Source organism: Staphylococcus equorum (assembly GCF_029531845.1).
In the GTDB taxonomy this organism is placed as follows: domain Bacteria; phylum Bacillota; class Bacilli; order Staphylococcales; family Staphylococcaceae; genus Staphylococcus; species Staphylococcus equorum_C.
This window is the reverse complement of sequence record NZ_JAMBPV010000010.1, coordinates 34,100-58,467: the sequence shown is the minus strand read 5'-3', so window position 1 is coordinate 58,467 and position 24,368 is coordinate 34,100. Positions and strand designations below refer to the sequence as shown.

Below are 24,368 nucleotides of genomic sequence, written 5' to 3'. Positions count from 1 at the left end.
AAATTAAAGGAGATGAAAAGTTCAGACTTTTCACTTGATATAATAAATATATCTGGTATACTAAATGTATCAAATGAAACTAATAATACTTTGGAGGTATGTTTTTTATGACAACATTTAATTTTGACCCAGCACATTCAGTAGTAGAATTTTCAATTAAGCACTTAATGATTTCTAACGTTAAAGGTAAATTTAAAGATTTTGATGTAAACTTAGAAGGTGACATCAATGATTTAAGTTCACTTAAAGGTACAGCCGTAATTAAAGCAGAATCTGTTGATACAAACGTAGCAGACCGTGATGGTCACTTACGTACTGGAGATTTCTTTGATACTGAAAACTATCCAGATATTAAATTTGAAATTACTTCAGTAGATGAAAAATCTGTAACTGGTAATTTAACAATTAAAGATGTAACTCAAGAAGAAACTTTTGATGCTTCTTATGAAGGTACAAGCAAAAACCCATTAAATGGTGCACAAACTGCAGGGTTTATTGTAAATGGTACAATCAATCGTGAAAAATATGGAATGACATTTAACCAAAAACTTGAAACAGGTGGCGTAATGGTTGGTAAAGATGTGAAATTCCAAACAAGTTTAGAATTCGCTTTAGAAGACTAAGAAAAAATAAACGTTTAATATTTAATGTTTATTAACATAAATAGCTACTAGATACCTAGAATAGGTTATCTAGTAGCTATTTTTATATAGATTAATGACTTTTTCTTTTCTCTCACGCCAAGATTTAAGGAGTGTATAAATACGATTTTCCTATTGCACTCTACTTTATTATAAACGTTGTGATAAATAATTAAACGGTTAAATGGGTATAGTGATACTATGATAGGGGGAGATAACATGGCGACAGATTTACCAAAAATAGGACAACCTGCAACACAAGCACTCAATGATATAGGTGTAACAACTTTGGAAGAAGTAGCACAGTATGATCGTACAGCGCTATTAGGCCTTCATGGTATTGGGCCTAAAGCGATTGAACTACTTCATGAAGCATTAACGGATATTGACTTGAATTTTAAAAATGAAATCGAGTCAGATTTACCATTTAAATTAACTGGGGATTTAAATTGTGATAATGCACCTAAGCGAAGACTTATGTTAGATTTTTTAATAGACTCAATATTAGTAGACAAAGCGCAATTATTTGAAGCTGTCACAGAAGATTTTATATGGGATGTTCCAGGAGCTTTTGAATTACATGGTTTTGAAGCGTTTTATAATGAATTAAAAGAACATAAATTCGATATTGCTTCATTGGAAGTGGCGCATAATATCACTCATGGCAAAGTAGGCGCGATTCATGGAACTCAAATTGCTCAAAATGGAGATTTAGTTTATTTTGCAGACTTCTTTGAATTTGAAAGCCATAGCAAAAATGCTAAAGTAAAAAAGATAACATCATATGTAATTATGAATGAAGGAGAATCTTAAATGACTGTTCAAGTTGAAAAAAATAAAATAATTTTTACAAGAGATTTTAATGCGACTGCACAAAATATATTTAAAGCTTATACTGACCGTGCTTTATTTGAACAATGGTTTCATCCACAAGGTGCAAAGACTGAAGTATTTAAATTTAATGTTCAGACTGGTGGACATGCATTTTTTGCTATACGAGCACCTCAAGGCACAAGCTATACTGTGACTAATTATAATGAAGTGAAAGAGCCAACACTTATTGATTATTATGATTACTTTGCAGACAAAGATGGTAACATTGATGAAAAAATGGCAGGTATGCATAACATCATTCATATAGAAGAAAACAGTAAAGGTTTGACCACGGTTAAATCTATAGCAGAATTGCCAGACCCTAAAGCAGCTCAACAATTATTGGATATGGGCGTTGAAGAAGGTATGAATAGTACTTTTGATAATTTAGATACACTTTTAACAAAATTATAAGAATAGTCAAAAAGATGTTGAAAATTACGTGTTTATTCCAAGCCTCGTTTCGATATAATGGTATATGAAAAGAGGTGAGTGTATTGAATAAACGTTATGTTAAAGTGCTTGGACTATATTCATTGAGTACGTTAGTACCAGCGTTGTTTTTAAATGAAAAAAGTTTGAGTAATACAACGTTTAAATGGTTTATACGTACATTAACAGGATATGGTATTTTTGCCTATGGTTTACATGTGTTAAGTAGGTATAAAAACTAATATTTGATATAAAAAGAGAGTAGGACAGAACTCTAATTGTTCTAATTAGAGTTCTGTCCTACTCTTCATACTGACGACAAAGTCTCTGGCTTTGTCGTCAGTTCTATTTGAGCATACTTAAGTAAATCAATACCTTTTATAATGGTTAACTTAGGTCATAGTCAAAAGCATTAGTCGATGACTAATCCTATTACCACATGAGTCAGTGAAAATAACTGTCGTTATTACTAATTTAATGATTCTCCATTTGTTTCAATGACATTGCGATACCAATCAAAAGAATCTTTCTTTCTACGTTCTAAAGTGCCATTGCCTTGGTTATCTCTATCGACATAAATTAAACCATAACGTTTTTTCATCTCTCCTGTAGTGAAAGAAATAATATCTATAATACCCCATGGTGTATATCCCATTAAATCAACGCCATCTTCGTCAACAGCTGTGATTGCTGCATTAATATGTGCTTTTAAATAATCGATACGATACGTATCATGAATTTTACCGTTTTCATCAATTTCATCTACAGCACCAAAGCCATTTTCAACGATGAAAAGTGGTATTTGATAACGGTCATATAATATGTTCAAAGTATAGCGTAGTCCTGTAGGATCGATGGCCCAACCCCAATCACTTTGTTGAATGTGAGGATTATCGACAGAATTCGCTAAGCCACCATTGGTAACATTTTCTCCAGTATATGATTTTGCATCGTGTTTAACAGCAGTAGACATATAGTAGCTAAAACCAATATAATCAACTTTACCTTCTGATAAAATTTTGTCATCGCCTTCTTGCCAACCAATATCATAATTATTTTGTTCTAACATTTTAATTGCATAGCTAGGATAGTAGCCTCGAACTTGGACATCTGGGAAGAAGAAACGTAAACGATTTGCTTTTACGGATTCCATCATATCTTCTGGATTACAAGAATAAGGATATATTGCTACATGAGAAATCATTAATCCAATTTCAAAATCAGGGTTAATTGCTCTACCTATTTTTACAGCTTTGGCACTCGCGATTAACTCGTTATGAGCGACTTGATACAGTACTTCTTCTGGGTTTTCATCTTCTTGGATAAGGACGCCTGAGTTTGTCCATAAGAAAATCGGATTATCTATATCCATTTGGTTATTAATTTCATTAAAAGTCATCCAATATTTAACTTTATCCTTATAACGCTTGAATACAGTTTCTGCAAAATGAGTAAAGAAATCTGCTACTTTTCTATTTCTAAAACCGCCATATTCACGTGCTAAATGTAAAGGCATTTCAAAATGAGACAAAGTAATCACTGGCTCAATACCATATTTTAACAATTCATCAAAAATATTATCGTAAAATTGTAGTCCTGCTTCATTAGGTTCTGTTTCATCTCCATTAGGGAAGATACGAGACCAAGCGATTGACGTACGTAAACAATTTAATCCCATTTCATTAAATAATGCGATGTCTTCTTTATAACGATTATAAAAATCTATACCTACATGATTTGGATAATATTTATTTGGGTCTACATCTTGTGTGATTTCACGAGGCTTGCCATGTTCTCCATTAGTCATTACATCAATAACACTTAATCCCTTTCCGTCTTTATCGTAGCCACCTTCAAATTGATTGGCAGCAAGAGCGCCACCCCATAAAAAATCTTTTGGTAATTTAGTCATTATTATATACTCCTTTATTCTTATTATTTATTTATAATTGTTAATAATGCATCATTTTGCGAAACTTGTACTGCATCCGTAGTAATTACTTCACTAAATTCAGCTGAATTAGTGACAATGATTGGAATTACAGTATCGTAGCCATTTGATTCAAGCCACTTTTGATTGAAATACAATAAAGGTTGTCCTAGTTTGACTTCATCATTTTCATTAACTAGTAATTCAAAACCTTCTCCTTTTAACTCCACAGTTTCTAAACCAACATGAATCAATAGTTCTACACCGTCAGGAGATGTAATGCCGATTGCATGTTTACTGGCAGTTAGCATACTTACCACACCTTCTATTGGTGAATAAACGGTACTATCCTTAGGTTTTATAGCAATACCTTGACCCATCATACCTTCTGAGAAAATGGGATCATCGACTTCAGTTAAAGGAAGGATTTGCCCATCTAAAGGACTATGAATAAGTGTTTCAAGATTGCTATTAGTTGGAACTGCTTGTGGAATAGTACTTGAGTTAACTTCTGCGTCTTCTACTTCCTCTGTCGTATCATGACCATAACCTAAGAATTGAATTAATATGATAGGTAAAACGATAGCAATTACTGATCCTAATAAAATTCCCCAAATAGATGAAGGATTATCAGGACTATATCCATTAATAATTGTTATAGGGCCAGGTAGCCCTGCATATGCATAATATTTAGGATTAAAGAAACTTGCAACAAATGCACCTAAGGCACCGCTGATACATGCAATAATAAAGGGCTTTTTAAAGCGTAAATTGATACCATATATTGAAGGTTCAGTAATTCCAAAAATGCCTGTAACACCTGCTGAAGAAGCGACACGTTTAATTTCTGTACGCTTAGATTTAATTAGCACACCTATAACAGCACCGATTTGTGAAATAACGGCAATTGTTTGGAAAGCTTGGAATGAATCACTTTGATGTTGCTCAAAGTTTGCTAAAACCATAGGCGTGATGCCCCAATGCACACCGAATATTACAAAGATTTGCCACAAGCCGCCAATAAGTGCGCCAGCTAACCATGGCGCAACTTCAACGAGAAAGTTGAAACCAGCGGCAATACCATGTGCACCAAGTGTAGTGATTGGTCCAATAACGAGTAATGTAACAGGAACCATAATGACGATACTTAAAAATGGTGTGAATAAAGGTTTTACTACATCGTGTATCCATTTGTTTAAGTATTTTTCAACATAGGATAATATCCAAACTAAGAAAAGGGGTGGCAATACAGATGAAGTATAACTTGTCTCTGTAAGAGGCATGCCAAATAATTTAATTGTTTCTCCGCTTTGTATTCTTTCTACCATTCCTGTTAAATCAGGACTCACCAATGCTGCAGTACAAGCAATTGCAATATAAGTATTTACATTAAAATGGCGTGAAGCAGTAATTGCGATGAATATTGGTAAGAATGTGAAAGGAGCCCAGGACATGAAATTAAAAACTTCATAAGTGCCAGTGTTTTCAAAGGATGGAATAATCAGTTTTATGATTATTAAGAAACCTTGTAATATACCAGCAGCGGCCAGAATGTAAATAAATGGTGCGAACACTGCAGACATCGTCGCGATGACACGGTTGAGTATTGACCCTTTATTTTCAGATTGCTCATTATCATCGGATTGATGTTCACTTGTTAAAGCTTCAAAAAACTTAAATACTTCACCGACGTTATTTCCTATGACAACTTGAAATTGACCATTATTTTCCACCACAGTCACGACGCCATCTATTTCCGATACTTTTTTCTTAGCATTTGGAATAGATCTTTTTAATACTAATCGTAATCTGGTTGCACAGTGCGTGCTATTGACAAGGTTTTCTTCACCTCCAACTGCCTCTAATAAACTTTGTGCGAGTATTTTATTTTTGTCTGCCACATTTCCCAACTCCTTTAATAAGTTAATCAACACAATTTGTGTAATCGTTTCCTACATTCTAATTGTACCGGTACAATTTGTAAAGACCCTGACAAATAAAAAGTTCAGTAGTTTAAATTGGCATTCATGTTATAATTGGGTGAATTTTAATATAAAAGGGGTAAGTGTATGCTTAAGTATGAACAAATTGCTCAACAAATGAATGAATATATAGAAAGTGGTCAATTTCAAGCAGGGGATAAATTGCCGAGTGTTGAGACATTAAAAATAAAATATGATGTGAGTAAAAGCACGATTATTAAAGCTTTGGAAATATTAGAAAAACAAGGGAATATTTATCAAGCACGCGGTAGTGGCATCTATGTGCGTAATAAAAAAAGAGATGGATATCTTAATCTCTTTTCAACTGGCGGCTTTAGTGATGAATTTACAGGACTAAATGTAACAAATAAGGTATTGCGCGTTGAGGAAGTCATTTCACCAGAAAGCGTTCGACAAAAATTAAAGTTAGACAAAGATACATTAGTCTATGTTTTAGAGCGTATTGTTTACGTAGGTGGCGAAATATTTTGTTTCGAGCAGTCGTATTTTAATAAAGATATCGTGCTATTTTTAAATGAATCTATAGCAGAAAAGTCTATTTTTAAATATCTAGAACAAAACTTAAAAGTGAAGATTGGGTTTTCAGATATTTATTTTAATGTAGATAAATTGGCAGAAGAAGAAGCTGAATTATTAGAATTGGATGAGGGCGATCCTTGCTTAAATTATGAACAAGTATTTTATACAACAACTGGCATACCATTTGATTGTTCGCATCTGATATACCATTATAAGAACGCTCATTTTTATATTCCTTCACAAAAATAATACGCTTGGTTATCTTGTTTTTACTTAATGAAAATTAAGCATATAGCAAGATAATCAAGCGTTATTTATTTAAAAGCGATCAACGACGCTTTTAATTGTATAGGTATTAAGTTTATTTATAATCGTTTCGTCTACATCACTATATATTTCATCAAGTGCGTGGGTAATATTTTTCCCGACAGGGCAGTCTGTGTTCGTATGACCATGAATTTTTGCGAAATGGGTAGTTTCAGAAAAAATTAGCTTATATAAAGCACCTAGTTTAATATCATAGGATGAACAAGATAAACTGTAACCTGCGACGCCTTGGCTACTCTGTATAAAATTACCGTCTCTTAAATAACGACATAATTTTCTCACTAAAGTAGCGTTACTATTTATACTGTCAGCGATATATTGACTTGAAACAGGTTCATTTTTTATAGCTAACAGGGAGAGAATATGGATTGAAACAGAGAATTGTGTATTCAAGTATATGCCTCCTTTAGGTTTTACTTGTGTGTGTATTTAGTACAAGTAAAGTTTACGTTATTTTAAGCTAAGTCGCAATATATTAAATTTCAAAATTAAAAAACTTATTTTTTTGACTATTAAATATCAAATGAAACTAATATAATAACATTATTGGTATAGAGAAATCATCATTTTTTTAAATGAAAAAGGGGGCCTATTTTTGGTAGATAATAATAAATCCGTTAAGGACACTTACATGTCGAGAGAAACGATTGATAATATTAATAATCAAGTGCAGATGAAAGAAGTTTTATTTGATCAGACACCTGGTCGTTATGCGCTTAAGTCAATCATGTCAGGATTCTTACTAGCAATTGTAACGGTATTTATGCTAGCTTTAAAAACACAATTTGCGGGTACAAATGAAGGTTTAATTAATTTAATAGGGGCTATTTCATTTAGTTTAGCTTTAGTATTAATTGTACTTTCACATTCAGAATTATTAACGAGTAATTTTATGTTTTTAACAGTAGGTTGGTATTATAAAGTTATTGGCATGAACAAAGCGCTTGGTATTATGATGGTGTGTTTTCTATTTAATATAATAGGTGGGTTTATCTTATTTGGTTTAATGAAATTCACCCCAATCATGACTTCAGACATGGTTGCCAGCTTGACGAAGCTTGTTAATGGTAAGACGATAGATGCCACATGGTATGGAATTTTAGGTAAAGCCATTTTTTGTAACTTCTTTATTAATATTGGTATTTATTTATCAATTCAATTTAAAGACGGTTTAACTAAAGCATTTTTCATTGCTAGTGGTGTTATCGTCTTTGTATTTATGGGTTATGAGCACGTTGTATTTAATGCAGGATTATATGCAGGTATGGTGTTTTATGATTTTGATGTAGTAGCATGGTTACACGTATTGAAAAATATTGTGTTTGCATTTATCGGTAACTATATCGGTGGTGGTATTTTCGTGGGTCTGGTTTATGCATATTTAAATGGTAAACGAGATAGCTTACATAGTTAATAGTCATTCATATTAGTAACAAGCACTATCATAATTTAATTTGTGAGGGTGCTTTTTTTCTTTTTTAAAACATAATAATTGACTCAATAATTAAGAAACCATATTGTATTGATATGATTGTAAATGGTTTATGATTTTTTTAGGGATGTTATCCATGAATTAATAAGCTATAAATGAGAAGGAGTGACAAAATGTCTGAATATAATATAAGAGTTGCTGTGGAATCTGACGCTGAGGCATTACAAAAATTGATGTACGAATCTTTTACACCTTTAAGAGAATTAGGTATAGATTGGCCATCAGTTAATGCGAATGTTGAATTAGTTAAAAAGAATATTAAAACAAGTACGATGTTCGTATTAGAAGATGATCATGAAATAATTTCAACGCTCACAGTGCGTTATCCTTGGGAAGGAAAACGACGTATATCAATATATCCATTTGTTTGGTGGTTCGCTACGAAACCGTCATACGATGGTAAAGGTATTGGAAGTCAGTTGTTAAAATATGTTGAGGAGACTTATTTAAGAGACACACTTAAAGCACCAGCAGTAACACTTGGTACATCTGCACGTTTACATCCTTGGTTACTAGATATTTATAAAAAGCGTGGCTATGAAATATATGGTGAGCATGAGAGTAACGATGGAGATTTAGGAGTTATCATGAGAAAAGTCCTTATTCCAGAAAGTTTTGACGAAGAAGTATTAGGTACACCACCATTTTAATAAATTAAATAAAATGTATAGGGAATCCCATTAGTGACTAGATAAGGGGATTCCCTATTTTTAAATTATTATGTGATTTTATTCACAAAAGTGTATTGATTTATATTACAATGCAAGTGTAAAGAAGGGGGGCTCATATGACTGAACATATACTGGTTGTTCATGGCATGAATAAAGGAAAACAAAATGAAGCACTTCAACATTTTTTGGAGCAAATACTAAGTCGTAACATTCATGATTATCATATTGCTTTCTTAGAAAGTACAAAGCAAAGTCTTGAGCAAGTGCTAGACACACGTATTCAACAAGGTGCTGAAAGTTTTAATATTATTCCACTTTTACTTTTCCCAGCAAAGCATTATATAGAAGATATTCCTATGATTTTAAAAGTTTATGAGTATAGATATCCACACATTAAATATAAAATTGCTGAGCCACTTGGCACACATAAATTAATGACAAAGCTAGTTAAACAGAACATTTTCTTTAAAGTTAAAAGTCATCCTAAAATACAGCACATTATTTTAATGGCTCATGGCAGCGAACGTTATCGTCATCCTGATATTGCTTTATGGCAGTTAACTCAAGACTGTGACGTGTTTGAAATACCTATTTCTATGATGACATTATATGGTTACTACAATTATCGCTTTAACTTACAGCACTATTTAAAAAATAATACAGATATATTGATTGTACCCATATTTTTCTATGACGGCTTTTTGGTAAACAAAGCAAAACATCATATAGCGCAAATGAATGATGATTGTAATATACATTATGCATCAGCTATTAATTTTGACCCTTTGCTCTCAACGATGATTACAGAAAGAATTAAACAATTAGAGGTGTTTGAAAGTGTATCCAATTCAACTCAACTTGTCAGATAAACGTGTTGTAGTGATTGGCGCAGGTAAAGTTGCGTACAGAAAAGTACAACAGCTTATTAAAGAAGACATACAGTCGCTAGTTATTATAAGTAAAAAATTTTTACCGGAATTTTTCGAAATTGAACATCCTAAAATGAAGTTGTTTACAAAGTGCTATGACAGCGAAGATATTAGACATGCGGATATTATTTTTGCTGCAACAGATGATGAATCTGTTAATCATCAAATTAATCAAGACGCGAAGCGTTATCAACTTGTTAACCATGTAGGTGATAAAGCGCAATCTGATTTCTATAACATGAGCGAAATAAAACACAAAGACATAAGCATTCATTTTAGATCAAATGGTGCAAATTGTAGCGGAGTGAAACATCTAACTAAAGCGGTACAAACATTTTTAAATGAAGTGTATGAGGAGGAAGACTATGTCTAAAAAGCAGCTAGTAATGATTGGTAATGGCATGGCGGGCATACGCACGATTGAAGAAATATTAGAACGCGATGCACAGCAATATAAAATAACTATTATCGGTAAGGAACCTTATCCAAATTATAATCGAATCATGTTATCAAATATATTGCAGAAAAAGATGACAGTGGATGAGACCATTATGAACCCATTTGAATGGTATAGGGACAATGATATTCAGCTGATTACAAATGATCCAGTAGTAGAGGTTAATCGAGAACTAAAACAAGTGATTACAGCTGATGGCCTTAGATATCATTATGATATTTGTATATTTGCTACGGGTTCGAGCGCCTTTGTATTACCTATAACAGGGGCAGCTTTACCGAGCGTGATAGGTTGGAGAACAATTGAAGATACTGAGCGTATGATTGAAATTGCTAAAACAAAACATCAGGCTATCGTAATTGGCGGTGGTTTGCTGGGATTAGAATGTGCACGTGGATTAATGGACCAAGGTATGGAAGTCACTGTAGTTCATCTTGCTGAATGGCTTATGGAAATGCAATTAGATCAAAAGGCTGCAGATTTATTGAAAGCTGACTTAGAGGCACAAGGCATGAACTTTAAATTACAGGCAAGTACACAGGAAATACTTGGACAAGAAGATGTTACCGGTGTCTTGTTAGCAGATGGCACAACCTTAGAAGCAGATTTAGTAGTCATGGCAGTTGGTATTCGACCCTATATACAAGTCGCACAAGCAAGTGGTTTAAAAGTGAATAGAGGTATTGTCGTTAATGATTATATGCAAACAAGTGACGAAGCCATTTATGCAGTAGGTGAATGTGCAGAACACAATGGTAAAGTGTATGGATTAGTTGCCCCATTATATGAACAAGGTAAAGTATTGGCAGACCATTTAACAGGTCGAGAAACGGAAAGTTATCGAGGTTCAACAACATTCACATCTTTAAAAGTTTCTGGTTGTGATTTATATAGTGCTGGTCAAATTAAAGAAGATATAGATGTCAAAGGTGTAGAAATTTTTGATAGTGTTAATAAACATTATAAAAAAGTATTCTTGAAAGATAACAGCATTGTCGGAGCAGTTTTATATGGAGATATTGATGATGGTCCGAGATTTTTTAATATGATGAAAAAACAAGAACCATTAGAAGATTACACAATGGTTTCGCTTATGCATAAAGGCGGAGAAACAAGTGAAATAAGCATTGCTGATATGCCAGACGATGAAACAGTATGTGGATGTAATGGTGTCAGCAAAGGAAAGATTGTGAGTGCGATTAAAGCACAAGGTCTTACAAGTGTAGAAGCAATCACAAAAGAAACGAAAGCTGGCAATTCTTGTGGTAAGTGTAAAGGACAAATTGGTCAAATTTTAGAGTATACATTAGGTGATGATTTTGTCGCATCTAAACCAACTGGCATTTGTGCCTGTACTGAGCTCACACGCGATCAAATTGTTACACAAATTAGAGCAAAAGGATTGAAAACGTCTAAGGAAGTACGCCATGCACTCAATTTTAATGATAAGTCGGGTTGTCCAAAGTGTAGACCAGCTATTAATTATTATTTGAATATGGTTTATCCATTTGAGCATAATGACGAAATTGAATCACGCTTTGCAAATGAACGCTATCATGCCAACATTCAAAATGACGGTACATTTTCTGTGATCCCTCAAATGCGCGGTGGTGTTACGAATGCAAATCAGTTAATTCGATTAGGAGAAGTCGCTAAGAAATACGATGTGCCATTAGTGAAAGTGACAGGGTCACAACGTATAGGATTGTATGGGATTAAGAAAGAATTGCTACCTCAAATATGGGCTGATTTAGGTATGCGTTCAGCTTCAGCCTATGCGAAAAAGACGCGTTCAGTTAAAAGTTGTGTAGGTAAGGAATTTTGCAGATTTGGTACGCAATATACCACGCAATTAGGTATTCGTTTAGAAAAAACCTTCGAATACATCGATACACCACATAAATTTAAAATGGGAGTCTCTGGTTGTCCAAGAAGCTGTGTGGAGTCTGGGGTTAAAGACTTTGGTATTATCAGCGTTGAAAATGGATTCCAAATATATATTGGAGGAAATGGCGGTACGGATGTGACAGAGGGTATACATTTAACTACCGTTGAAACAGAAGATGAAGTCATTAAATTATGTGGCGCGATGATGCAATATTATAGAGAAACTGGTATTTATGCAGAACGTACGGCACCGTGGATAAAACGTTTAGGTTTTGAAAATGTCCAAGCAGTTTTATTAAATCAAGAAAGACAAGACGATTTGTTCAGCCGTATTATGGAAGCGAAAAAAGCTGTAGATGCTGAACCATGGTCGTACATTTTAAATAATGAAGCATCACAAAATATATTTGAAGTGGAGAAAGTTTAATTATGAAAGCATTAGAAAAAATAAAAGTCGCAACAGTCGATGAACTTGTTCCTTTAATCGGGAAAAAAGTAATCATACATGATATTGAAATTGGCTTGTTTCTAACAGAATCAGGTGAAATACATGCAGTTCATAATATATGCCCCCATAAAAGAGGACCACTTTCAGAAGGTACGGTGAGCGGTGAATTTGTATATTGCCCGTTACATGATCAAAAAATAGATTTGAAAAAAGGTCTAGTACAGTCACCGGATACTGGATGTGTAGATGTTTATCCTGTAGAAATTCATAATGGAGATGTATATATATGCCTATAATCCCTTATGGCAAGGTATATCTCATTGGTGCTGGTCCTGGTCATCCAGAATTATTAACGAGAAAAGGCGAACGTCTCCTTCGAAATGCAGATATTATATTGTATGACAGATTAGTCAATCCATTCATATTACAATTAGTAAGACCAGAAATTGAAATTATAAATGTTGGCAAAGAAGCATACCGTAAGCATATACAACAACAAGAAATAAATGAAAAATTAATTTCAGCTGCAAAGCAACATAGGTGTGTCGTTAGATTGAAGGGTGGAGATCCGGCAATTTTTGGCAGGGTACATGAAGAGATTGTCGCATTGTCACAGGCTAATATTGATTTTGAAGTTATTCCAGGTATTACAACAGCGAGTGCTGCTGTAGCCTCAGTAGGCTTAGGATTAACGATTCGTAATATCGCGCATAGTGTCACTTTTACGACGGGACATCTGAATAAAAATAGTCAACAACAGTTTGATGTTACAACACTTTTGAACGGAGGAACATTAGCTATTTATATGGGTGTGAAGCGGTTGGCTAAAATTATGAACGATATATATCAGGCCACACGTGTAGATTATCCAGTATTGCTCATATTTAATGTTTCTACCTTTAATGAAAAATACATCACAGGCACTGTAACTACAATTGTGGAGCAGGTTTCTGATGGGCTAGAGTATATATCACCTGGCATGGTGATTGTAGGAGATATAGCAGCTTATGAAAATATTAAAAGTGCTTTAAAACCATGTGCTATTAAGAAATATTTGATTTCTGGACCTCGTTTACAGGCAATTGAGCAAGCATTTGATATCTATGAAAAAGGCGGATGGTGCATAATTAATCCTGATGAAAAGCACGAACTTCATCACAGCCAACAGTTATTTTTAGAACAACAATTAATGCAGCATTTTGATGAGGAAATTAGCACTAAGTATATAAAATAAGTGGATTTTAGAAGAAAACAGATAACACAAAATATAAAAATGATGATTTCTATTGAAATAAATAGAAGTCATCATTTTTGGTTAATAAAGCATAATTGCACATGAATATATATCTAAAACTAAGGGTATTTCTTTCTCTTATTAGGTGATTCCCTAATATTTGAAATTTGTGAAAAAATGTACAATTTAGTTAAGCAGTGAATGAAGTGAACCATAGAATCCTACTTTATAAATTTTACTGGCAATGATCTGAGAGGGTGTTTTCAATGAAAAAATTTGGATTAAACTTTTTTAAGCCGACTGAAAAATTTAATGGTAACTGGTCGGTCTTAGAAAATAAGAGTCGGGAATGGGAAAGAATGTATAGAGAAAGATGGAGTCACGACAAAGTAGTTAGAACAACTCATGGTGTGAATTGTACAGGTTCTTGTTCGTGGAAAGTATTTGTTAAAAATGGTGTGATCACATGGGAAAATCAACAAACAGACTATCCAAGTTGTGGGCCTGATATGCCTGAATTTGAACCTAGAGGCTGTCCACGTGGTGCTTCATTTTCTTGGTATGAATATAGTCCTTTAAGAATTCGTTATCCATATATTCGTAAAAAGTTATGGGAGCTATGGGTAGAAGCATTAGAAATCCATGATAATAATACGATAGAGGCTTGGGCATCTATCGTAGAAGATGAAGAAAAAGCAAAAATATATAAACAAGCACGGGGCAAGGGCGGATTAGTGAGAACAAATTGGAAAGACGTAGGTAAACTCATAGCTGCTCAGATTATTTATACCATCAAAAAATTTGGTCCAGATAGAATAGCTGGTTTTACCCCGATACCTGCAATGTCTATGTTGAGTTATGCTTCTGGTGCACGATTTGTGAGCTTACTTGGTGGAGAAATGTTGAGTTTTTATGATTGGTATGCAGATTTACCACCTGCTTCACCTCAAATTTGGGGCGAGCAAACAGATGTACCTGAATCAAGTGATTGGTACAATGCCTCTTATATTATGATGTGGGGTTCGAATGTACCAATGACACGTACCCCAGACGCGCACTTTATGACTGAAGTTCGATATAAAGGAACAAAAGTGGTATCAATCGCGCCTGACTATGCAGAGAATGTGAAATTTGCAGACAATTGGTTAGCACCACATCCTGGCACTGACGCAGCACTCGCGCAAGCGATGACGCATGTCATACTTCAAGAACATTACGTCAATCAACCGAATGCACATTTTATAAATTATTCAAAACAATATACGGATATGCCATTTATCATCATGCTAGATAAAGATGAAAATGGTTTTAAAGCAGGTCGTTTCTTAAGAGCAAATGATTTAGGTGAAACGACAGAGCATAGTGAATGGAAGCCTGTTATTTTTGATAAAATTACTCAGGACTTAATGGTTCCGAATGGCACGATGGGGCAACGTTGGGAAAAAGATAAACAATGGAATTTAAAATTAGAAAATGAAGACGGTAGTAAAATCGATCCAGCACTAAGTCTTGCAGAAGATGATTTTGAATTAGAAAAAATACAATTTCCATATTTCAATAATGAGGGTAATGGCATTTTTGAACGACCAATTGCTGTTAAAAAAATAACTCTAGCGAATGGAGAAGAGCGATATATAGCTACGGTTTATGATTTAATGACGAGTCAATACGGTATAAAAAGATTTAATCATGAATTAGAAGCCAAGGATTATAAAGACGTAAATTCATATTATACACCTGCATGGCAAGAAACAGTTACTGGTGTGAAACAAGATGTAGTTACACAAGTTGCACGTGAATTTGCACAAAATGCGATTGATACAAAGGGTAAATCGATGATTATTATGGGTGCAGGTATTAACCACTGGTTTAACTCAGATACGATATATCGTTCTATATTAAATTTAGTATTACTATGTGGTTGCCAAGGCGTGAATGGTGGCGGATGGGCGCATTATGTTGGCCAAGAAAAATGTAGACCAATTGAAGGTTGGAATACACTTGCATTCGCTAAAGATTGGCAAGGTCCACCGCGATTACAAAATGGCACAAGTTGGTTCTACTTTGCGACAGATCAGTGGAAATATGAAGAATCTAATGTGGATAGTATTAAATCACCGTTAGCTGAAAATATTAAGCATCAACATCCGGCAGATTATAATGTATTAGCAGCTAGATTAGGTTGGTTGCCTTCGTATCCACAGTTTAATAAAAATAGTTTGTCATTTGGTGAAGAAGCAAAAGATGCGAATGAATTTAATGATGAAGTAATTTTAAAACATGCAGTAGATTCTGTGAAATCGAGAGAAACACAGTTTGCAATTGAAGACCCTGATTTGAAAAAGAATCACCCGAAAACATTATTCCTTTGGCGTTCTAATTTAATATCTAGTTCTGCAAAAGGTCAAGAGTATTTTATGAAACATTTACTTGGTGCGAAGTCTGGACTATTGGCAGAGCCTAACGAAGAAGTGAAACCGGAGGAGATTCAATGGAGAGATGATACCGAGGGTAAACTAGATTTACTTGTTTCATTAGACTTTAGAATGACTTCGACACCACTATATTCAGACATTGTATTGCCTGCTGCGACATGGTATGAAAAGCATGACTTATCATCTACGGACATGCATCCTTTTGTACATCCATTTAATCCAGCAATAGATCCTTTATGGGAATCACGTTCAGATTGGGATATTTTCAAATCGTTAAGTAAAGAAGTGTCGGAAACCGCGAAAAAACATCTGACAGGCGTATACAAAGATGTCGTAACGACACCTTTAGCACATGATTCGCAACAAGAAATATCAAATGTGAATGGCATTATAAAGGACTGGTCTAAAGGTGAAGTAGAAGCTATTCCTGGTAAGACAATGCCAAGCTTTGCAATTGTTGATCGAGATTATACAAAAATATTCGATAAATATGTCACACTCGGCCCTTTATTAGAACAAGCTAAAGTGGGTGCCCATGGCGTGAGCTTCACAGTGTCAGAACAATATGAAGAGTTGAAGCATATGGTTGGCACTTGGAATGATGAAAATGAAAGTTCAGTGAGAAATGGTAGACCTAGAATAGATACTGCGCGACGTGCAGCAGACGCCGTATTGAATTTGTCTTCAGCTACAAATGGCAAATTATCACAAAAATCTTATGAAGATTTAGAACAACAAACAGGCATGCCATTAAAAGACATTTCTAGTGAACGTGCATCAGAAAAAATAACGTTTTTAAATATGACTGCTCAACCAAGAGAAGTTATTCCAACTGCAGTGTTCCCTGGTTCAAATAAAAACGGGCAGCGTTATTCACCTTTTACAACAAATATTGAACGCTTAGTGCCGTTTAGAACATTAACAGGACGTCAAAGTTATTATATTGATCATGAAATATTCCAACAGTTTGGAGAAAATTTACCTGTCTATAAACCAACTTTACCACCAATGGTATTTGGAACAAAGGATAAGAATGTCACGATGGATAATCAAACACTAGTATTACGCTATTTAACACCACATGGTAAATGGAATATTCATTCTACGTACCAAGATAATCAACATATGTTGACACTCTTTAGAGGTGGTCCGACAGTGTGGATTTCAAAAGAAGATGCTGAAACGCATGATATTGCAGACAATCAATGGTTAGAAGTCTACAACAGAAATGGTGTAGTAACGGCTAGAGCAGTTGTATCACACCGTATGCCGAGAGGTACGATGTTTATGTATCATGCCCAAGATAAGCATATTGAAACGCCAGGATCTGAAATTACTGAAACAAGAGGTGGCTCTCACAATGCACCAACAAGAATACATCTAAAACCAACACAACTTGTAGGTGGTTATGCTCAAATCAGTTATCACTTTAATTATTATGGTCCTATTGGAAACCAAAGAGATGTTTATGTAGCTGTTAGAAAACTGAAGGAGGTTGACTGGCTTGAAGATTAAAGCACAGATTGCAATGGTATTAAACTTAGATAAATGTATAGGTTGTCATACTTGTAGTGTAACTTGTAAGAGCACATGGACAAACCGTCCCGGAGCTGAATATATGTGGTTTAACAACGTAGAAACTAAGCCAGGTATTGGTTATCCAAAACGATGGGAAGACCAAGAACAGTACAAAGGAGGATGGTACTTAAATAAAAAAGGAAAACTAGAGCTTAAATCTGGTAGTAAGTGGTCAAAAATAGCATTAGGTAAAATATTTTATAATCCAGATATGCCAGTAATTAAAGATTACTATGAGCCATGGACATATAATTATGAACACCTTACAGCAGCTAAAGCAGGTAATCATTCACCGGTCGCAAAAGCACATTCCTTAATCTCAGGTGAGAAATTAGATTTGAATTGGGGTCCTAACTGGGAAGATGATTTAGCAGGTGGACATGTGACTGGACCGGAAGACCCTAATATTCAACGTATTGAAGAAGATATCAAATTTAAATTTGATGAAACTTTTATGATGTATCTACCAAGGTTATGCGAGCATTGTTTAAATCCAAGTTGTGTCGCTTCATGTCCTTCTGGTGCAATGTATAAACGAGATGAAGATGGTATTGTCCTGGTTGATCAAGAAGCTTGTCGCGGTTGGAGATATTGTATGACAGGTTGCCCATATAAAAAGGTTTATTTTAATTGGAAAACAAATAAAGCAGAGAAGTGTACATTTTGTTTTCCGCGTATTGAAGCAGGTATGCCTACAGTATGTTCTGAAACTTGTACAGGTCGTATGAGATATTTAGGTGTTTTATTATATGATGCAGACAGAGTTGAAGAAGCGGCAAGTGCAGAAAATGAACAAGATTTATATGAAAAACAACTCGATTTATTCTTAAACCCTTATGATCAAGCAGTGATTGAACAGGCGCAAAAAGATGGCGTTTCAATGGAATGGATTGAAGCAGCTCAAAATTCACCTGTTTATAAACTCGCTATTGAATATAAACTTGCTTTTCCATTACATCCTGAATATCGTACTATGCCAATGGTTTGGTATTGTCCGCCATTGAGTCCAATCATGAGCTATTTTGAAGGGCAAACTGCAACAGATGCAAATAGAAATCCTGATATGATATTTCCAGCAATTGAAGAAATGAGGTTACCAATTCAATATTTAGCGAATTTATTTACTGCTGGAGATACAGAATCTATTAAAATAGCATTACAACGTATGGCAATTATGAGAAGTTATATGCGAGCAGAAGTGACAAACAAACCATTTAATACAGATAAACTATCAAGACTTGGTTTGACTGAACGACAAACAAAAGACATGTATCGTTTATTAGCTATAGCCAAATATGAGGACCGTTTTGTGATTCCAACGTCTCATAAAGAAGCATATATGGATACGTATCATGCTCAAGGTAGCCAAGGTTATGGTGGAGAATACTTCGGTTCTAATTGTGAAGGATGTGGGGTGCCTGTGGGTACAGCATCTGAAAAATCAGGACAAGAAATTTACAATGAAAATTTCTATGGAGGGATTTTCCGTGATTAATTTAACACAATATTATTATTTTCAAGAAACTTTTGGCTACTTAGCGCAACAGTTGGAATTTCCTAAAAAATTGACATTTCATCCCAAAACGTTTGAAGAAGTTATTGATTTGGGTCATCCAGCCTATCATGATTTATTGATTTATCGTGAAAAGATTCATGAACTCAGCCTGTTGGAGATTAAACAATTGTATTCAGACACATTTGATTTTAATAAAAAAGCGCCGCTTTATATGACTTACAATAAATTTGATACACAAAAAGAACGTGGCCAGTTACTCGCTAAATTAAAAGTACTATACGAAATGTTTGGTTTGGAAATGGCAGCCAATGAATTACCAGATTATTTACCCTTAATGCTAGAATTTTTATATATTGCACAATGGCAAAATGATTCACGTGCACAAGGAAATATTGAATTTGCAATCATGATTATTGAAGATGGCACCTATGCGATGGCGCAGCAATTAAAAGAAAAAGATAGTCCATACTATTACTTAATAAAAGCTTTAAGGGCTACTTTAAAAGCGTGCATCGAACCAGTATCTGAGGTGAAGACAAATGTTTAATCAATTTTTATGGGTTATCGTCCCTTATCTTTGTATAGCTATTTTCTTAATTGGGCATATCGCACGCTTTAAGTTTGATAAATTTTCATGGACTGCTAAATCTAGTGAATTTATTGAAAAGAAACAATTGAAATGGGGCAGTCTCATGTTCCATTTAGGTATAATTCCTGTAGCTATGGGACATTTTGTAGGTTTAGTTATACCTGCACCATGGTTATCATCAGTCGGTGTTAATGATCATTTATATCATATAGGAGCAGTGTATATTGGTAGTGTATTTGGTATAATAACTATGATAGGTATGTTGTTGTTAACGGCACGTCGTGTAACTAAAAAGAACATTAGAAAATTGAGTTCTGCATCAGATATAATTGTGAATTTTTTACTTTTACTCATTGTTTTTATGGGTTGTTATGCTACTTTAGTAACAAACACAACGATACCAACATTTGATTATAGAGAGACAATATCAATATGGTTTAGACAACTATTTATGTTTTCTCCTGATGCTAATTTAATGATACATGTGCCACTTGCATTTAAAATGCATATACTTTTAGGATTTGTGATTATGACTTTATGGCCATTTACTAGGTTAGTACATGTGTGGAGCGTGCCACTAACTTATGCGAGCCGTAGTTATATTATTTATCGAAAGCATAAAGTGTGAATGGGGGCGAAAGATTGAGCCTATTATCTTTTAATGAAAAAGTGAATTATCAAGCTGTTTTAGACACCCTTCGTATTGAAGAAGGTTTTGATTTTGCAGGGTTGGCATTTTACAAAGATGAAAACCAAGTTTCTCCGATAAAATGGAATTATGTATCTGGAAGTACCAATACCCGCTATAAACTCATTGTGCTTAGAATAGGTAAAGGCATTGCTGGAAATGTGATGAAAACAGGTAAGCGAATGGTGATAGAAGATATCGATCAATTTCTCTTACATAGCGAAAAACATAAATATCCAATCGTATTATGTGAAGGCCTAACAGCAGTGATAGCAATACCATTATGGTATGAAAAGCACGTTTATGGTGTGCTATTATTAGGTCAAAGAAATAAGAGACCGCTACCTCAAACATGTCACACTATTTCAATCACAAACAAATTGGGAATTTTTAATGAAGAAGACTAGGTGATTTTAATGCAGACAAATCAAATGGAAAATATAGACCAATTGTTAGTTCACTATTTTAATAATACAAGTGAAAAAATAGTATTTGTTGACAAACATGGTCAAGTCATAACGATGAACAAAGCAGCTCATGATATTATTTCACCCGATAATGATTACCAAGAAATGACTAATGCAATATGCAACCGCTGTGATGGCTATACAAATGAATATGATTTACAATCGTGTACAAATTGCTTTTTAGAAGCTGAGTCAGTAGGGGATACGAGTTTTCAAGTATTTATGAAAACGACACGCGGCACAGTTGAGCCTTTTACAGCAACATATCAAACTATTGACGAAACAAAAGGCATTAAAGCATTCACATTACAAAATGTTTCACCTCAAATAGAGCGTCATGACAAAATGTATCAGAGAAAAATGATGCAAAAAACAATATCTGCGCAGGAAAACGAAAGAAAAAGAATCTCACGTGAATTGCATGACAGTCTCGTCCAAGAAATGTTAAACATCGATGTGGAATTAAGGTTGTTAAAATATCATAGAGAAATGCAAACTTTGGTAGATAATTCTAAACGTATAGAAGGCTTAATGTCCAAATTAATAGATGATATTCGTAATTTATCTGTTGAATTGAGACCATCATCCTTGGATGATTTAGGGTTGGATGCAGCATTTAAAACCTATTTCAAACAAGTTGAAGCCAATTATGGCATACGCATAGAATATCATTCTAACCTAGCTTTACATCGTTTTGATAGTGAGATTGAAACGGTCGTATATCGTGTTGTTCAAGAGGCATTATTTAACGCGATAAAATATGCCGGTGTGGATACTGTTTACATTGATTTATATGTAAATGACCATAAATTAATTGCAGAAATTATAGATAGAGGTAAAGGCTTTATTAAAACAGATCAACCACAAGGTACCGGGTTAGGACTTTATGGTATGAATGAACGTGCAGAACTTGTCAATGCAGAAGTAAATGTTGATACACAGATTGATAGAGGTACTATCGTTACATTAGAAGTTCCAATATAAGGGAATAAGGAGAAATTAATTTTGAGAATAGTGATAGCAGATGATCATGCTGTTGTGCGCACAGGATTTTCTATGATTTTAAACTATCAAGAAGATATGGAAGTCGTGGGAACGGCAGCTGATGGTGTAGAAGCGTACCAGAAAGTGATGGAATACAAGCCAGATGTTTTAATTATGGACTTAAGCATGCCTCCTGGTGAATCAGGACTTATCGCAACAAGTAAAATTTCTGAGAGTTTTCCAGAAACAAAAATATTGATATTAACGATGTTTGACGACGATGAGTATTTATTCCATGTATTAAGGAATGGCGCAAAAGGCTACATTTTAAAAAATGCTCCAGATGAACAGTTTTTATTGGCTGTAAGAACGGTTTACCAAGGTGAAACTTACGTAGATATGAAATTAACAACATCGTTAGTAAACGAATTCGTTAACAATTCATCTCAAGATACTCAAGCGAGTAATGATCCATTTAAAATTTTATCTAAAAGAGAAATTGAGATTTTGCCTTTAATTGCAAAAGGCTACGGCAATAAAGAAATCGCTCAAAAGTTATTTGTATCTGTGAAAACAGTGGAAGCACATAAAACGCATATCATGCAAAAACTAGACTTAAAAACGAAACCTGAATTAGTTGAATACGCAATGAAGAAAAAACTAGTCGACTTTTAAATTACATTAAATATATTAACAAAACGTTAGCGCGAAAAAATGACTGTATCAGACAGTTGTTTTTTCGCGCTAATTTTTTTATTAAATATTTATTTACTATACTACAAAAGTTAAATATAACGTAATAATAACTGTTAATGAATATAGGGGAAACCACTCACTAACTTAAGGGATAATCCTTATGTTCATTTTTTCACAATAATCATAAAATAAACTTGTAGCCAGTATTTTGTAAAAAAGCATTTATTAACTCGCTTAAATTACAGCAGGTTAAACTTTCATAAATATTTAAATAATGCCCAATTTTTTAAAAATTAAAGAGTAGCTACGGAATACTGGTTTTCTAATTATTAAAAATAAACAGATGAAAATGAAGGTGAAATGAATGAACAGAGCAAGTGGTGGTTTCCAACTTACCTTACAAACGCTAAGTCTTGTAGTTGGATTTATGGCATGGAGTATTATTTCTCCACTAATGCCTTTTATCTCCCAAGATGTTAATATCACTGGAAATCAACTTTCAATTATTTTAGCAATACCTGTTATATTGGGGTCTATTTTAAGAGTGCCATTTGGATATTTAACTAATATTATTGGTGCCAAATGGGTGTTTTTCTGTAGTTTTATTATTCTATTATTTCCTATTTACTTTTTGAGTCAAGCTCAAACACCAGGCATGTTAATGGCATCTGGCTTCTTCTTAGGTGTTGGGGGCGCAATTTTTTCAGTCGGTGTCACTTCAGTTCCTAAATATTTTCCTAAAGAAAGAGTAGGTCTAGCTAACGGCATATACGGTATGGGGAACATTGGTACTGCAATTTCTTCATTTTTAGCGCCCCCTATCGCAGGTATCATTGGGTGGCAAACGACAGTTAGAGGGTATTTGATTGTTATTGCATTATTTGCAATTTTAATGTTTCTTCTTGGTGACGCTAATGAGAAAAAAATAAAGGTGCCATTAGTTAAGCAGTCTAAAAAATTAATGAAAGATCTTAAGCTTTATTATTTATCATTATGGTATTTTATTACATTTGGCGCTTTTGTAGCATTTGGGTTGTTTTTACCCAACTTTTTAGTTCAAAACTTTGGCATTAGTGAAGTAGATGCCGGTATTAGATCAGGTATCTTTATTGCGTTAGCCACTTTTTTAAGACCATTGGGTGGCGTTTTAGGGGACAAATTTAATGCAGTTATTTTATTAATGATAGATTTTGTGTTTATGGTTATAGGCGCAATTATTTTAGGATTTTCAAGCCACATATTATTGTTTACTGTAGGCTGCTTGCTTATTAGTATCTGCGTAGGTACCGGTAATGGACTTGTATTTAAACTCGTTCCATTCTATTTTGCAAAAGAGTCAGGGGCGGCTAATGGTATTGTTTCAATGATGGGCGGGCTTGGTGGTTTCTTCCCTCCAATTGTTATATCCTATGTCACTATGATGACCGGTACAAGCCACTTAGCATTTATATTTTTAGCATTCTTTGGTTTTATTGGTTTCATTACAATGCTACATATCGTAAAAAAAGAAAATTTGAGACTAATCTCTTAAAAATAAATGGAAGCGAAAACAAATAGCGCTACATTACCATA

Annotated in this window: 23 protein-coding genes; 20 read left to right on the top strand and 3 right to left on the bottom strand. The window is 34.2% G+C overall.

Annotated elements, in window-relative coordinates; genetic code table 11:
* Positions 1–107 precede the first annotated feature (107 nt).
* From M4L39_RS11510 to M4L39_RS11495, 4 genes are all read left to right on the top strand, one after another.
* Positions 108–623 (top strand): YceI family protein, encoded by a 516-nt coding sequence (locus M4L39_RS11510; protein ID WP_069817455.1) that lies wholly within the window; start codon positions 108–110, stop codon positions 621–623.
* 237 nt (positions 624–860) lie between these two features.
* Complete coding sequence (locus tag M4L39_RS11505; protein ID WP_277582161.1) at positions 861–1,454, top strand: DNA-binding protein; 594 nt, start codon at positions 861–863, stop codon at positions 1,452–1,454.
* Complete coding sequence (locus tag M4L39_RS11500) at positions 1,455–1,928, top strand: SRPBCC family protein (protein WP_277582160.1); 474 nt, start codon at positions 1,455–1,457, stop codon at positions 1,926–1,928.
* Between the two features lie 83 nt (positions 1,929–2,011).
* Positions 2,012–2,188, top strand: a complete 177-nt coding sequence (locus tag M4L39_RS11495; RefSeq protein ID WP_277582159.1) for a hypothetical protein — start codon at positions 2,012–2,014, stop codon at positions 2,186–2,188.
* 227 nt (positions 2,189–2,415) lie between these two features.
* Here the strand turns inward: M4L39_RS11495 and M4L39_RS11490 are convergent, their stop codons facing one another.
* The gene (locus tag M4L39_RS11490; RefSeq protein ID WP_277582158.1) at positions 2,416–3,858 is read right to left on the bottom strand and encodes a 6-phospho-beta-glucosidase; all 1,443 of its coding nucleotides are present in this window, start codon (positions 3,856–3,858) and stop codon (positions 2,416–2,418) included.
* Positions 3,859–3,881: 23 nt separating this feature from the next.
* Positions 3,882–5,777, bottom strand: coding sequence for a beta-glucoside-specific PTS transporter subunit IIABC (locus tag M4L39_RS11485; protein WP_277582157.1), 1,896 nt, complete (start codon positions 5,775–5,777; stop codon positions 3,882–3,884).
* A gap of 168 nt (positions 5,778–5,945) precedes the next feature.
* Between M4L39_RS11485 and M4L39_RS11480 the strand changes: the two genes are divergently transcribed.
* Positions 5,946–6,647 (top strand): GntR family transcriptional regulator, encoded by a 702-nt coding sequence (locus M4L39_RS11480; RefSeq protein WP_277582156.1) that lies wholly within the window; start codon positions 5,946–5,948, stop codon positions 6,645–6,647.
* A 69-nt stretch (positions 6,648–6,716) separates the two neighbouring features.
* On the opposite strand, the gene M4L39_RS11475 is transcribed toward M4L39_RS11480, so the two are convergent.
* A complete protein-coding gene (locus tag M4L39_RS11475) occupies positions 6,717–7,118 on the bottom strand; it encodes an Rrf2 family transcriptional regulator (RefSeq protein WP_277582155.1) in 402 nt (133 codons plus the stop codon).
* A 202-nt stretch (positions 7,119–7,320) separates the two neighbouring features.
* Here M4L39_RS11475 and M4L39_RS11470 point away from each other — a divergent pair, with 202 nt between their 5' ends.
* The 15 genes from M4L39_RS11470 to M4L39_RS11400 all read left to right on the top strand — a co-directional run bounded on the left by M4L39_RS11470 (position 7,321) and on the right by M4L39_RS11400 (position 24,327).
* Positions 7,321–8,139 (top strand): formate/nitrite transporter family protein, encoded by an 819-nt coding sequence (locus M4L39_RS11470; RefSeq protein WP_277582154.1) that lies wholly within the window; start codon positions 7,321–7,323, stop codon positions 8,137–8,139.
* A 191-nt stretch (positions 8,140–8,330) separates the two neighbouring features.
* Positions 8,331–8,867 (top strand): GNAT family N-acetyltransferase, encoded by a 537-nt coding sequence (locus M4L39_RS11465; RefSeq protein ID WP_277582153.1) that lies wholly within the window; start codon positions 8,331–8,333, stop codon positions 8,865–8,867.
* A gap of 137 nt (positions 8,868–9,004) precedes the next feature.
* On the top strand, positions 9,005–9,757 hold the full coding sequence (locus M4L39_RS11460) for a sirohydrochlorin chelatase (RefSeq protein WP_277582152.1): 753 nt from the start codon (positions 9,005–9,007) through the stop codon (positions 9,755–9,757).
* Positions 9,726–10,190 (top strand): precorrin-2 dehydrogenase/sirohydrochlorin ferrochelatase family protein, encoded by a 465-nt coding sequence (locus M4L39_RS11455; protein WP_277582151.1) that lies wholly within the window; start codon positions 9,726–9,728, stop codon positions 10,188–10,190. The genes M4L39_RS11460 and M4L39_RS11455 overlap by 32 nt, the downstream gene beginning before the upstream one ends.
* Positions 10,183–12,588, top strand: coding sequence for a nitrite reductase large subunit NirB (nirB, locus tag M4L39_RS11450; RefSeq protein ID WP_277582150.1), 2,406 nt, complete (start codon positions 10,183–10,185; stop codon positions 12,586–12,588). Before M4L39_RS11455 ends, nirB begins: the two co-directional genes overlap by 8 nt.
* A 2-nt stretch (positions 12,589–12,590) precedes the next feature.
* A complete protein-coding gene (locus tag M4L39_RS11445) occupies positions 12,591–12,905 on the top strand; it encodes a nitrite reductase (NAD(P)H) small subunit (protein WP_277582149.1) in 315 nt (104 codons plus the stop codon).
* The gene (cobA, locus tag M4L39_RS11440) at positions 12,896–13,843 is read left to right on the top strand and encodes a uroporphyrinogen-III C-methyltransferase (RefSeq protein WP_277582148.1); all 948 of its coding nucleotides are present in this window, start codon (positions 12,896–12,898) and stop codon (positions 13,841–13,843) included. The genes M4L39_RS11445 and cobA overlap by 10 nt, the downstream gene beginning before the upstream one ends.
* 266 nt (positions 13,844–14,109) lie before the next feature.
* Complete coding sequence (locus M4L39_RS11435; protein ID WP_277582147.1) at positions 14,110–17,793, top strand: nitrate reductase subunit alpha; 3,684 nt, start codon at positions 14,110–14,112, stop codon at positions 17,791–17,793.
* Entirely contained in the window at positions 17,783–19,351 is a 1,569-nt protein-coding gene (narH, locus tag M4L39_RS11430) for a nitrate reductase subunit beta (protein ID WP_277582146.1), read from the top strand. Before M4L39_RS11435 ends, narH begins: the two co-directional genes overlap by 11 nt.
* Positions 19,344–19,919, top strand: coding sequence for a nitrate reductase molybdenum cofactor assembly chaperone (gene narJ, locus M4L39_RS11425; protein ID WP_277582145.1), 576 nt, complete (start codon positions 19,344–19,346; stop codon positions 19,917–19,919). Before narH ends, narJ begins: the two co-directional genes overlap by 8 nt.
* Positions 19,912–20,589, top strand: a complete 678-nt coding sequence (gene narI, locus M4L39_RS11420; protein WP_277582144.1) for a respiratory nitrate reductase subunit gamma — start codon at positions 19,912–19,914, stop codon at positions 20,587–20,589. The genes narJ and narI overlap by 8 nt, the downstream gene beginning before the upstream one ends.
* A gap of 14 nt (positions 20,590–20,603) precedes the next feature.
* Positions 20,604–21,056 (top strand): nitrate respiration regulation accessory nitrate sensor NreA, encoded by a 453-nt coding sequence (gene nreA / locus M4L39_RS11415; RefSeq protein ID WP_277582143.1) that lies wholly within the window; start codon positions 20,604–20,606, stop codon positions 21,054–21,056.
* Between the two features lie 9 nt (positions 21,057–21,065).
* The gene (locus tag M4L39_RS11410; protein ID WP_277582142.1) at positions 21,066–22,100 is read left to right on the top strand and encodes a sensor histidine kinase; all 1,035 of its coding nucleotides are present in this window, start codon (positions 21,066–21,068) and stop codon (positions 22,098–22,100) included.
* 21 nt (positions 22,101–22,121) lie between these two features.
* Positions 22,122–22,775 (top strand): nitrate respiration regulation response regulator NreC, encoded by a 654-nt coding sequence (nreC, locus tag M4L39_RS11405; RefSeq protein WP_277582141.1) that lies wholly within the window; start codon positions 22,122–22,124, stop codon positions 22,773–22,775.
* Positions 22,776–23,160: 385 nt separating this feature from the next.
* Positions 23,161–24,327, top strand: a complete 1,167-nt coding sequence (locus M4L39_RS11400) for a nitrate/nitrite transporter (protein ID WP_277582140.1) — start codon at positions 23,161–23,163, stop codon at positions 24,325–24,327.
* Positions 24,328–24,368 lie beyond the last annotated feature (41 nt).